The sequence below is a fragment of the Litorihabitans aurantiacus genome (assembly GCF_030161595.1).
GTDB classification, from domain to species: domain Bacteria; phylum Actinomycetota; class Actinomycetes; order Actinomycetales; family Beutenbergiaceae; genus Litorihabitans; species Litorihabitans aurantiacus.
Window position 1 is genome coordinate 954,612 of record NZ_BSUM01000001.1, and the last position, 12,454, is coordinate 967,065.

At 73.8% G+C, this 12,454-nt stretch carries 8 protein-coding genes and 2 pseudogenes; 8 read left to right on the top strand and 2 right to left on the bottom strand.

Annotated elements, in window-relative coordinates:
• The first annotated feature begins 127 nt into the window (after positions 1 to 127).
• The 6 genes from leuS (at position 128) to QQK22_RS04490 (ending at position 7,217) form a co-directional block, all read left to right on the top strand.
• Positions 128 to 3,055, top strand: a complete 2,928-nt coding sequence (gene leuS / locus QQK22_RS04465; protein WP_284249704.1) for a leucine--tRNA ligase — start codon at positions 128 to 130, stop codon at positions 3,053 to 3,055.
• Positions 3,052 to 4,287 (top strand): MFS transporter, encoded by a 1,236-nt coding sequence (locus QQK22_RS04470; RefSeq protein WP_284249706.1) that lies wholly within the window; start codon positions 3,052 to 3,054, stop codon positions 4,285 to 4,287. The genes leuS and QQK22_RS04470 overlap by 4 nt, the downstream gene beginning before the upstream one ends.
• Positions 4,288 to 4,347: 60 nt before the next feature.
• Complete coding sequence (locus tag QQK22_RS04475) at positions 4,348 to 4,914, top strand: DUF6928 family protein (RefSeq protein WP_284249709.1); 567 nt, start codon at positions 4,348 to 4,350, stop codon at positions 4,912 to 4,914.
• 5 nt (positions 4,915 to 4,919) lie between these two features.
• A complete protein-coding gene (locus QQK22_RS04480; protein WP_284249712.1) occupies positions 4,920 to 5,129 on the top strand; it encodes a hypothetical protein in 210 nt (69 codons plus the stop codon).
• Positions 5,130 to 5,202: 73 nt separating this feature from the next.
• The gene (locus QQK22_RS04485) at positions 5,203 to 6,483 is read left to right on the top strand and encodes a M20 family metallopeptidase (RefSeq protein ID WP_284249714.1); all 1,281 of its coding nucleotides are present in this window, start codon (positions 5,203 to 5,205) and stop codon (positions 6,481 to 6,483) included.
• 65 nt (positions 6,484 to 6,548) lie between these two features.
• Positions 6,549 to 7,217: a VOC family protein gene (locus tag QQK22_RS04490; protein ID WP_284249716.1), complete on the top strand. Its 669-nt coding sequence runs from the start codon at positions 6,549 to 6,551 to the stop codon at positions 7,215 to 7,217.
• 169 nt (positions 7,218 to 7,386) lie between these two features.
• Here the strand turns inward: QQK22_RS04490 and argG are convergent.
• Positions 7,387 to 8,819: pseudogene (gene argG / locus QQK22_RS04495) on the bottom strand (argininosuccinate synthase).
• A gap of 98 nt (positions 8,820 to 8,917) precedes the next feature.
• Between argG and QQK22_RS04500 the strand changes: the two are divergent.
• A complete protein-coding gene (locus QQK22_RS04500) occupies positions 8,918 to 9,661 on the top strand; it encodes a CPBP family intramembrane glutamic endopeptidase (protein ID WP_284249718.1) in 744 nt (247 codons plus the stop codon).
• 12 nt (positions 9,662 to 9,673) lie between these two features.
• Here QQK22_RS04500 and QQK22_RS04505 read toward each other — a convergent pair whose 3' ends face one another.
• Positions 9,674 to 11,605 carry a helicase HerA-like domain-containing protein gene (locus QQK22_RS04505; RefSeq protein ID WP_284249720.1) on the bottom strand — a complete coding sequence of 644 codons (1,932 nt, stop codon included), beginning with the start codon at positions 11,603 to 11,605 and terminating at the stop codon, positions 9,674 to 9,676.
• Between the two features lie 229 nt (positions 11,606 to 11,834).
• Here QQK22_RS04505 and QQK22_RS04510 point away from each other — a divergent pair.
• Positions 11,835 to 12,377 (top strand): annotated as a pseudogene (locus QQK22_RS04510) (SLBB domain-containing protein); the annotation flags it as partial.
• Between the last annotated feature and the right edge of the window lie 77 nt (positions 12,378 to 12,454).

Sequence of the window (12,454 nt, forward strand, 5' to 3'; positions counted from 1 at the left end):
TTACCCAGCCGCGCTGACCCCAGCGGGCGCCTCGCTCCAGCAGCGAGCGGGCGTCGCAGCAGCGCGGCCGACCTCCCCACCTCGCGGGAGGTTTCTTTTGCCCCGACGCCACCACGAAGGAACTGTGATGACCGAGCAGACCGCGCCCACCGCCGCCACCGACACCCCGCCGTTCCGCTACACCCCGGAGCTGGCGAACACGATCGAGCTCGCGTGGCAGGAGCGGTGGGAGGCCGAGGGCACCTACGAGGCGCCGAACCCGGTCGGCGACCTCGCGCCCACCGATGGTGCCGCCGTCCCCGAGCAGTCCTTCGTCGTGATGGACATGTTCCCCTACCCCTCCGGCAAGGGTCTGCACGTCGGTCACCCGCTGGGCTACATCGCCACCGACGTCACGGGCCGCTTCGAGCGCATGCGCGGCAAGAACGTGCTGCACGCGCTGGGCTACGACGCGTTCGGCCTGCCGGCCGAGCAGTACGCCGTCCAGACCGGTCAGCACCCCGCGATCACCACGGACGAGAACATCGCCGTGATGCGCGGTCAGCTGCGCCGCCTCGGCCTGGGGCACGACCCCCGCCGCACGTTCGCGACCACCGACCCCGAGTTCGTGCGCTGGACGCAGTGGATCTTCCTGCAGATCTTCTCCTCCTGGTTCGACCCGAGCGCGACGGCGCCCGACGGCTCCGCCGGTGCCGCGCGCCCCGTGAGCGAGCTGGTCGCGGCGTTCACCTCGGGCGAGCGCGCGCTGCCCGCGCCGCACGAGGGGCGGGCGTGGGACGACCTGACCCCGCGCGAGCGCGAGGACGTCCTGGCCGGCTTCCGCCTGGCCTTCGTCGCGGACGTCCCGGTCAACTGGTGCCCCGGGCTGGGCACCGTGCTGGCCAACGAGGAGGTCACGGCCGACGGCCGCTCCGAGCGCGGCAACTTCCCCGTGTTCAAGCGCAACCTGCGCCAGTGGGTCATGCGGATCACGGCGTACGCCGACCGGCTGGTGGCCGACCTGGACGAGCTGAACTGGCCCGAGAAGGTCAAGTCGATGCAGCGGCACTGGATCGGTCGGTCGGAGGGCGCCCACGTCGACTTCGCCGTCGACGGCGCGAGCGCGCCCCTGACCGTCTTCACCACGCGCCCGGACACGCTGTTCGGCGCGACCTACGCCGTCGTGGCGCCCGAGCACCCGCTGGTGGCCGAGCTGCTGGCCGCGGACACCGCCGCGGCGTGGCCCGCCGACGTCGCGCCGTCCTGGACCGGCGGCGCCGCGACGCCGGCCGAGGCGGTGCGCGCCTACGTCGCCGCGGCCGCCGCGAAGACGCCCGAGGAGCGCCAGGCCGACGCCGGAGCCAAGACCGGGGTCTTCACCGGCGGCTGGGCGGTCAACCCTGTCGACGGCGATCGCCTGCCGATCTTCGTCGCCGACTACGTCCTCATGGGCTACGGCACCGGCGCGATCATGGCCGTCCCCGGCCACGACGAGCGCGACCACGCGTTCGCGACCGCCTACGACCTCCCGATCCGCGAGGTCGTCTCGGGCGCGCCCGACGGCGTGGCGCAGGCCGCGTGGACCGGCGACGGCACGGCCGTGAACTCGGCGAACGCCGAGATCTCGCTGGACGGGCTGCCGGTGGCCGAGGCCAAGGGTGCGATCGTCGCGTGGCTGGAGGAGCGCGGCGCGGGCCGCGGCACCACCACCTACCGCCTGCGCGACTGGCTGTTCAGCCGCCAGCGCTACTGGGGCGAGCCGTTCCCGGTCGTGTACGACGAGCAGGACGGCCGGGTCGTGCCCGTTCCCGAGGAGATGCTGCCGGTCGCGCTGCCCGAGGTCGCGGACTTCTCGCCCCGCACCTTCGACGTCGACGACGCGGACTCCGACCCCGAGTCGCCGCTCTCGCGCGCGTCCGAGTGGGCCACGGTCGAGCTCGACCTGGGCGAGGGCCTGCGCACCTACCGCCGTGACACCAACACGATGCCGAACTGGGCGGGCTCGTGCTGGTACTACCTGCGCTACCTCGACCCGCACAACTCGACCGCCGCCGTCGACCCGCGCCTGGAGGAGTACTGGGTCTCGCCGCAGCCGGGCGGCCCGCGCGGCACGACCGGCGGCGTCGACCTGTACGTCGGCGGCGTGGAGCACGCGGTGCTGCACCTGCTGTACTCGCGGTTCTGGCACAAGGTGCTGTTCGACCTGGGCGTGGTGACCTCGCGCGAGCCGTTCCACCAGCTGTTCAACCAGGGCTACATCCAGGCGTACGCCTACACCGACGCGCGCGGCGTCTACGTGCCGGCCGAGGAGGTCGTCGAGGTGGCGGGCACCGGGGGAGCGGAGCCCACCTTCACCTGGAACGGCGAGCCCGTCACGCGCGAGTACGGGAAGATGGGCAAGTCGCTGAAGAACATGGTGACGCCCGACGAGATGTACGCCTCCTACGGCGCCGACACGTTCCGCGTGTACGAGATGTCGATGGGTCCGCTGGACCAGTCGCGGGCGTGGGAGACGCGCGCCGTCGTCGGCGCCCAGCGGTTCCTGCAGCGCCTGTGGCGCACGATCGTGGACGAGACCACGGGCGAGGTCGTCGTGACGGAGGGTGCGGGCTCGGAGGAGACGCGCCGCGCCGTCGCCCGGACGATCGCGGACGTGAGCGTCGAGTACGCGGCCATGCGACCCAACACCGCGATCGCCAAGCTGATCACGCTGACCAACCACCTGACCGCCGCGCCCGAGGTGCCGCGCGAGGCCGCCGAGGCGCTGGTGCTGATGACAGCGCCGGTCGCCCCGCACATCGCGGAGGAGCTGTGGCAGCGGCTCGGGCACACCACCTCGCTGGTGCACCACGCGTTCCCCGTGGCCGACCCGGCGCTGCTCGTGGAGGACACGGTCACGTGCATCGTGCAGGTCGCGGGCAAGGTCCGGGACCGGCTCGAGGTCGACCCGTCCATCGACGCGGCCGCGCTCGAGGAGCTCGCGCTGGCGACCGACGGCGTGCAGCGCACCCTGCAGGGTGCCGCGCCGCGCAAGGTGATCGTGCGCGCGCCCAAGCTCGTCAACGTCGTGCCGTGACGCTGCGGGAGCACGCCGGTCCGGACGTCCCGGGCGTCTCGGACGATCTGCGGCGGCGCCGCTTCGCGCTCTTCGCCCTCTTCTTCGTCCCGGGCGTCGGGATCTCCTCGTGGGTCACGCGGACGCCGGCGATCCGGGACGCGCTCGAGGCGTCGACGGCGCAGATGGGCCTGGTCCTGTTCGGCCTGTCGGTCGGCTCGATGATCGGCATCCTGGCCAGCGGCCCCCTCGTGGCCCGTCTCGGCACGAGGCCCGTCATCGTCACCGGGTCGCTGTCGGTCGTGGTCAGCATGCTCGTGATCGGGTTCGGCGCGCTCGGCGGGTTGGCCGGGGTGGTCGCCGTCGGGCTCGCGCTGTTCGGCCTCGGGATGGGCGGCGGCGAGGTCGCGCTGAACGTCGAGGGCGCCGACGTCGAGCGCGGCATCGGCCGTCCGGTCCTGCCGGCGATGCACGGCTGCTTCAGCCTCGGCACGGTCGTGGGCGCCAGCCTCGGGATCGCGCTCACGGCGGGTCAGGTCTCGGTGGTGGGGCACCTCGTGGGCATCTCCGTCCTCACGCTGACGATGTTCCTGCTGGTGATCGGCCGCCTCGGACCGGGGCTGGCCCCCGCGCGGGAGCGAGCGGGCGCGGACTCCTCGGGCGCGGGCCCCGACGCCGCCGCGCATCGACCCGTGTGGCGCGACCCCACGCTCCTCCTCATCGGCGCCATCGTGCTCGCCATGGCGTTCGCCGAGGGGGCCGCGAACGACTGGCTGCCGCTCGTGATGGTCGACGGCCACGGGTTCGCCCCGGCCTGGGGGTCGGCGGTCTACGCCCTGTTCGCGGCCGCGATGACGGTGGGCCGGTTCTGCGGGTCCTGGGTCCTCGACCGGGTCTCGCGCGTGAACGTCGTCCGGCTGAGCGCGCTCGCCGGTGGGATCGGTCTCGCCCTCGTCGTGTTCGTCGACAGCCAGCCGGTCGCGGCGGCCGCCGTCGTGCTGTGGGGGCTGGGCGCCTCGCTCGGGTTCCCGCTCGCGCTCTCGGCCGCGGGGGACTCGGGCGAGAACCCTGCCGGGCGGGTCGCGCTGGTGGCCACCCTGGGCTACGTCGCGTTCCTCATCGGTCCGCCGATCCTCGGGTTCGTCGGCGAGGAGCACGGGCTGCGCGGTGCGCTGGTGGTGGTGCTCAGTCTCGTGGTGGTGGCGGGTCTGCTCGCACCGGCGGTCCGGCCGCGGGACGCCGTCGCCAGGTGACCGGCGGCTGACGGGGCGCTGACGGGCGGCTGACGGGCCGCTGACCGGTACGGTCGCCGCATGGGCATGACCTTCGCGCTGCTGGCGCTCACGGACGAGGGATCGCTCGACCTCACCCGGCCGGCACTGCCGGAGGCGGCCGATGCGGTGATCGGCGCGCTGTTCCCGCGCACGCCGTACCGCCGCGCCGGGGAGGGTGCGCTCGGCGGAGCCGGGATCCCGCCTCGTCAGGAGCCGTGGGTCGGGGTGTTCGACGGCGGTGCGCTCCTCGCGACGCGGGACGCCTTCCTCTACGACCCGAGGATCCTGCACGCCCGCTACCTCCGGTTCGAGGCGTGGCCGGACGTGCATCTGATCGCGTCGCAGTCCTCGACGAACATGTTCGCCTACGGCCGGTGGCGCGACGGCGAGCTCGTCCGCTCCGTGTCGGTCAACCCCGTCGCGGGGGTCCGCAACGTCACCGGGGTCCGCCAGGACTTCGAGGTGCCGGAGGTCCGCGTGGACACCTGGCTCGACGCGGCCAACGCGACGCTCGCGGCGGTCCTCGGGCTCACCGGCGACACGGCGACGCCCGTCCCCGGCGGCGCCGGGTGGGACGAGGTCCACCTCCAGCGCTACGCGAGGTGACACGCATGGGCCTCGACGACGACCCCTTCGACTACGAGATCACGAAGGCCGGTGCGGTCCGCGTCTTCCGCGGCGGCGCGCTCGTGGTCACCGTCGGCGGCCGCGACGCCGCCCGCCTGGCCGACCAGCTGGGTCGCGACGACGAGCGGGACCAGCGCCTCCTCGCGCGCGTCACCGGGAACTACCGGCGCGGGAACGAGCGCCGGGGGCGCTGACACGTCCCTCTCGCATGCTGGGACCGATCCGCGCCCCGGGTCGCCCGAGCCGGATCGTGCCTAGCGTCGGGCCATGACGTCCCCCGCCGCTCGGTCCGAGCGAGACCACGCCCCGCTGCGCGACGCCGTCGCGACCCTCCTGCCCCGCCTGACCGCGTTCTCGCGCGACCTCTACGACCACCCGGAGCTCGGCTACCGCGAGTTCCGCTCGGTCGAGGCCTTCGCCGCGCGGCTCGAGGCGGCGGGCATCGCGATCGAGCGCGGCACGGGCGGCATCCCGACGGCGTTCACCGCGCAGCTCGGCACCCGCGCCTCCGGCCCGCAGGTCGCGATCACGGCGGAGTACGACGCGCTGCCCGGCGTCGGGCACGGCTGCGGCCACAACGTCATCGCCGCCTCCTCGCTCGGCGCGTTCCTCGCGCTGGCGCCGCTGTTCGAGGCGCGCGACGGCGCGGACCCGCTCCCGGGCGGGGTCACGCTCGTCGGCACCCCGGCCGAGGAGGGCGGGGGCGGCAAGGAGCTCCTGATCCAGGCCGGGGCGTTCGACGCCTACGACGCGGCCGTCATGGTTCACCCCTCGGGCCGCGACGTGGCCGCCGGACCCCTCTCCGCCAAGCGGCAGGTGGTGGCGACGTTCCGCGGCCGCACCGCCCACGCCGCGGCCAACCCGCACCTCGGGCGCAACGCGCTCGACGGCGCCGTGACCGCGTACCAGGCGATCGCGCAGCTGCGGCAGCACATCCCCACGACCGACCGGGTCCACGGCGTCTTCCTCGAGGCCGGCACCCGCCCGAACATCGTGCCGGAGCGGGCGGTGCTGGAGTTCTTCCTCCGCTCCCCGGAGATCGACTCGCTCCTGGCGCTGTCGGAGCGGGTCGAGGCCGTCTTCCACGGGGCGGCGCTGACGGCGGGGGTCGGGGTCGACGTCGTGTGGGACGCCGAGCCCATCTACCTCCCGCACCGGCTGAACGCCCCGCTCGCGGAGCGCTACGCCGCCAACCTCGCCGGCCGCCGGGAGGTCCCGACGCGCCGGGAGGATACGGCGGCGGTGGGCTCGAGCGACATCGGCAACGTCAGCCACGTGCTGCCGACCATCCAGCCCTTCGTCGCGATCGGCGACCCGGACATCCCCGGCCACTCGCGCGAGCGAGCCGACTCCACGCTGACGCCCGACGGCGAGCGCGCGATCGCCGACTCCGCGTTCGGCGTCGCGGCGACCGCGCTCGACGTGCTGACCGACGACGCGCTGCGAGAGGCGGCGTGGGCAGACTTCCACGCACAGGGCGATCCGGTGCGCGTGGGCGACCTCGTGCCGCTCGCCCCGTGGCCGACCTTCCCCGAGCCGGTCGGCTGACCGAGGCCGACCGACCCACCTCGCCCACCCGCCGCACCCGCCGCACCCGCCCGAAGGAGACCCCCGTGACCACCAGCACGCCGCCGACCACCATCCCCGCCGACCTCGACCACGTCGTCTACGCCGGACCCGACCTCGCCGAGGCGGTCGACGCCGTCGAGCGCTTCACCGGCGTGCGCGCCGCGCCCGGTGGTGTGCACCCGACCGGGACGGCGAACGCCCTGATCGCGTTCACGGTGGACGGCGAGCGGGTGCCGCACTACCTCGAGGTCATCGGTCCGGACCCGGACGGCGACCGCCCGGCGAGTGAGATCGCGACGTTCGCGATCCGCGAGCGGACGGTGCCCGCCGTCGCCACGTTCGCGGTCCACCCGGCCGACATCGAGGCGACGGCGGAGCGCGCCGCCGCGGCCGGCGTCGACCTGGGCGGCATCCGCCCGCTGTCGCGCCGCACGCCGTCGGGCGAGCTGCTGCAGTGGCGTCTCACGCGGGGCGAGCCCGACCGCCGGGACCTCACCGTCCCGTTCCTCATCGACTGGGGAACGACGCCGCAGCCCGGGCTGGGCGACCTGCCCACGCTCGAGCTCCTCGCCCTCCGCGTGGAGCACCCCGATCCCGAGGCGCTGGCGGCGACGTACGCGGTGCTCGGCGTCGCCACGGAGGTCGTGCGGGCGGAGGCGTTCGCGATCGTCGCGACGGTCCAGGGCCCCGACGGCCCGGTCGAGCTGCGCTGACCCAGGCACACCTCCCACCCCGGCCGAGAATGCGCACGACTGCTCTATCGCGTCGATAGAGCACTTGTATGCATGGTCGAGGGTGGGCCCCGGAACGAGAATGCGCAGGACTGCTCGACCGCGTCGATAGAGCAGTCCTGCGCATTCTCGGCAGGAGTGGGCAGCCGGGTCAGTCGGCTCCGAAGTCGAAGGACGCCGACTCCACGGCGCTCTCGTCGGTCGGGTTCTGCCGCGGGTTGGCCGCGATCTTCTCGACCCCGCCCGGGGGAGCGTGCCGAGCAGCGTGCCGTGCTCCACGAGGACCTGGCCCTGGTCCAGCGGCTGACCCGCGTAGAGCTCGAGCTTGCCGCGCGAGTCCGCGATGTCGAGGTTGCGCATCGTGAGCTGGCCGATGCGGTCGCTCGGCCCGAACGCGGCGTTCTCGGTGCGCTCCATCGAGAGCTTGTCGGGGTGGTAAGAGAAGTTCTCCCCGCGGGTGTCGAGGATCGTGTAGTCCTCGCCGCGGCGCAGGCGGAGCGTGACCTGGCCGGTCACCAGCGAGGCGATCCAGCGCTGGATGGCCTCGCGCGACATCAGCGCCTGCGGGTCGAGCCAGCGGCCCTCGTACATGAGACGGCCGAGGCGGCGACCCTCGTTGTGATAGTTCGCGACCGTGTCCTCGTTGTGGACGGCGTTCACGAGCCGCTCGTAGGCGATCCAGAGCAGCGCCATCCCGGGCGCCTCGTAGATGCCGCGCGACTTCGCCTCGATGATGCGGTTCTCGATCTGGTCGGACATCCCGAGCCCGTGACGGCCGCCGATGGTGTTGGCCTGGTGCACGAGCGCGACGGCGTCGCCTCCGAAGTCCGAGCCGTTGATCGCGACGGGACGGCCGCGCACGAACGTGATCGTCACGTCCTCGCTCTCGATCGCCACGCCGGCGTCCCAGAACTTCACGCCCATGATCGGGTCGACCGTCTCGAGCGAGACGTCCAGGTGCTCGAGCGTCTTCGCCTCGTGGGTGGCCCCCCAGATGTTGGCGTCGGTGGAGTACGCCTTCTCCTTGCTGTCCCGGTAGGGGAGGTCGCGCTCGGAGAGCCACTGGCTCATCTCGGCGCGGCCGCCCAGCTCGGTGACGAACGCGGCGTCGAGCCACGGCTTGTAGATCCGCAGCTCGGGGTTGGCGAGCAGGCCGTAGCGGTAGAACCGCTCGATGTCGTTGCCCTTGAAGGTCGAGCCGTCGCCCCAGATGTCGACGCCGTCGGAGTGCATCGCGCGCACGAGCAGCGTCCCGGTGACGGCGCGGCCGATCGCGGTGGTGTTGAAGTAGGAGCGACCGCCGCTGCGGATGTGGAAAGCGCCGCACTGGATGGCGCTCAGCCCCTCCTCGACCAGCTGCGGCTTGCAGTCGATCGCGCGGGCGATCTCGGCGCCGTAGGCCGTGGCGCGGCCGGGGACGCCGGAGATGTCGGGCTCGTCGTACTGCCCGATGTCGGCGGTGTAGGTGCACGGGACGGCACCCTTCTCGCGCATCCAGGCGACGGCGACGGACGTGTCGAGGCCGCCGGAGAACGCGATGCCGACGCGCTCGCCGACGGGCAGGGAGGTGAGGACCTTGGACATGGTGGCAGTCTATACAGACTCCTGCATACTCATGCACTCGGTGACGGTGCGTGTGATCCGTTCCACCACGGCCGGCGCGGCCCCGCTAGCGTCACGTCATGGCGACGACGACGCAGGGCGGCACGAACGGCGCGACGGGAGCGACACAGGAGTCTCCCGGTCCCTGGTACACGAGGGTCAACGACCCCACCTTCCGCTTCGCACCACGGGACGTGGTGGCGCTCCTGGCGGGCCTCGCCGTCGTGCTCCTGGTCTACGAGGCGCGGGTCAACGACATCTTCCCCGGCCTCGACCTCAGCCTCGGGCTGACCGGCCCGGCCTCGACCACGCTCCTGAAGTGGGTGGGGGCGGCACTGCTGCTCGCGGTCGTGCTCGTGCTCGAGCGACGCCGGCTCGCCACGATGCTGCTCGTGCGGCCCACCGGGAAGGACGTCTCGTTCGCCGTCTACGCGTTCGGTGTCGCGATCGTCTGGTCGTGGCTGGCGAGCATGATCTGGCCGCAGGGAGCCAACGAGGGCCAGGACTCGATCACCGGGCTGGGCGTCGGCGGCGTGCTGATCCTCCTGATCACCGCGGCCGTGACCGAGGAGATCGTCTACCGGGGCTACCTGGCCGAGCGGTTCGGTGCGCTGCTGCGCTCGCGCTGGATCGGGGCGGCCGTGAGCCTGGCGATCTTCGTCGTGCCGCACGTCGTGGTGTTCGGACCGTCCTGGCTCCTGATCCACCTCGTCGGATCGCTCGCGATCGTGACGGTCGTGCTCGTGCGGTGCAACCTCTGGGCCGCGATGCTCACCCACCTGCTCGTCAACGCGCCGATCCTCATCCCCACGATCCTGGGGTAGCGAGGGCCGCGGTCAGCGGCGGCGGGTGCCGAAGATCGAGCGCGTGATCTCGCGACCGAGCTGGGACCCAGCCGAGCGCAGGAACGCGTCGAGCGGGGATGTTGAGGACCGGCCGGTCCGCGGCGCACCGGTCGACCGTGTCGTGCGGCCGGGCGACGACGATCGGCGCGAGGTGGCGTCGCGCTCGAGCCGCCGGCGCATCCGCTCGAGGTCGTCCTCGCGCTCCCGGGTCTCCTTCTCGACCGCCACCTGCCGCTCGGCGGCTGCGGCCGCCGCCTCCTGCGCGGCGACCCGCCGCGCCAGCACCTCGTGCGCGGAATCGCGGTCGACGGCGTCGGCGTACCGTGCGCGCAGCGGTGAGGCGGCGACGGCGGCCGCCACCACGCCGTCGGGCGCGACGTCCATCGCCGAGCGCGGCGCGCGCACCCGCGTCCACGCCACCGGCGTCGGTGCCCCGGTCTCGGACATCACGGTGACCACGGCCTCGCCGGTCCGGAGCGATGTCAGCAGCCTCTCGAGGTCGTAGGGCGAGGTCGGGTAGGTGCGGACGGCCGCGCGCAGGGCCGTCGCATCCTGCGGGGTGAAGGCCCGCAGCGCGTGCTGGACCCGGTTGCCGAGCTGCGCGAGCACGTCGGCGGGCACGTCCTTCGGCGTCTGAGTCACGAACACGACGCCGACACCCTTGGAGCGGATGAGTCGGACGGTCTGCACGATCTGCGCGAGGAACGCCTTCGAGGCCCCGGTGAAGAGCAGGTGGGCCTCGTCGAAGAAGAAGACCAGGCGGGGTTTCTCGACGTCGCCGACCTCGGGCAGGTCGGCGAACAGGTCCGCCAGGAGCCACATGAGGAACGTGGAGTAGAGCCCGGGGCGGTCGGCGACGGCGGGCAGCTGGAGCGCCGAGACGACGCCGCGACCGTCGGGCGCCGTGCGCAGCAGGTCGGAGGTGTCGAAGGCCGGTTCGCCGAAGAAGGCGTCGCCGCCCTGGGCCTGGAGCGCGGCGATCTCGCGCAGCACGACACCCGCCGTCGCGCGCGAGACACCCCCGACCGTGCGCAGCTCGTCTCGCCCCTCGTCCGAGGTGAGGAACGCGATCGTCGAGCGCAGGTCGGCCAGGTCGAGGAGCGCGAGACCCTGGCTGTCGGCCCAGTGGAAGATCAGGGCGAGGCTGGACTCCTGCGTCGCGTTCAGCCCGAGCATCCGGGCGAGCAGCAGGGGGCCGACGTCGGTCACGGTGGCGCGGATCGGGACGCCCTCGCCGACCCCGCCGAGCGAGAACGGTTCGACGGGGTAGGTGGCGGGCGTCCAGTCCTGGCCCAGCGACGACGTGCGTGCGAGCAGGGCCGACGACGGCGTGCCCGGCGTCAGCATCCCGGTCAGGTCGCCCTTGACGTCGGCGAGGAAGACGGGGACGCCGGCGTCCGAGAGGCCCTCGGCCATCGCCTGGAGGGTGCGCGTCTTGCCTGTGCCGGTCGCGCCGGCGACGAGGCCGTGGCGGTTGAGCATCGCGAGCGAGAAGGCGACCTGCGCGCGGGGCTCGGGTGCGCCGTCGACGACGAGGGCGCCGAGCGGGAGGGCGCCGCCGGGGAAGGAGTAGGCCGCGGCGACGTCGGCGGCGTGGCCGGTGAGGGGGAGGTCCGGGCGCTCCGGCCGCTCCAGCTGCTCAGCGTCGGGCGTGGGTGAGGTGGGCGCGGCCTCGTCCGTCGACGGGATCTCGGCCGGCTCGTCGAGCTGGGCTGCCGCTGGCTCGGCGACCGCGGACTCGGCCGGCTGCGCCGCGTGTACCGCCTCGGCCGCAGCCAGGGCCGCGCGCGCAGCCTCGGCGCGCAGCTCGGCCGCCTCCGCCTCCGCGCGAGCCGCCTCCGCCCGCAGCTGCGCGAGGGAGACGGGGTCGGGCGGAGCCGCGCTCGAGGCGGCGTCGGGTGCCGGGGGCTGCTGGTCGGTCATCGGTGTCCTTCCGCTCGCGGCCGAGCCTAGGACAGTCGCGGCGCACCGCTGTCCCCAACCACCGCGGGTGGAGGCACCGTCCCCGGCGAGCGGTGGCGCCCCTCGCGGGCGTCGGTGCCCCGCCTACGGTCGCGCCATGCCCACGCCACGATCCACCGCTCGACGCCTGGATCAGCGCGCCCGCGTGATGGCCCTGACGCGGGCCGCCTACACCGTCAGCGAGGGAGGGATGCCCGCGGGCGGTGAGGACGAGCTGATCGGCGGCGCGGACGACACCGGCGCCGGCCCGGAGGATCGGGCCGTGACGCCCGCGGCGTCCGCACCGGCCAGGCACGGCGCGCGACCTCGGGTGCGACGGCGCCGCCTCGCTCCGAGGGCCGCGCTCGCGGCGGCGGTCGCCCTGGCTCTGACGGTCGCGTTCCTCGTGGTGCGCACCGTGGTCACGACGGCCGCCGTGGTCGAGATCCCGCCCGGCGGTGGCGGACCCGGTGGGTCCACGACGACGGGCGAGACACCCGTGCCAGGGGTGGCCGACGGTGCGGACGACACCGCTGCTGGGACGGCGGCGCCGGGGGTCGTGGAGGGACCGACCCCCGCGGTGGCACCCCCGCCCGGGTCGGGCGATCCGTCGACCGCCTCTACCCCGGTGGCTGTGCCGACGGTCGTCGTCGTCCACGTCTCCGGCGCGGTGCTCACCAGCGGCGTGGTCCAGCTGCCGGCGGGGTCGCGTGTGGACGACGCCGTCGCCGCCGCCGGGGGAGCCGCGCCCGAGGCGGACCTCGACGCGATCAACCTCGCACGGCCTCTCGTGGACGGCGAGCAGATCCACGTCCCGCTCCCGGGGAGGTC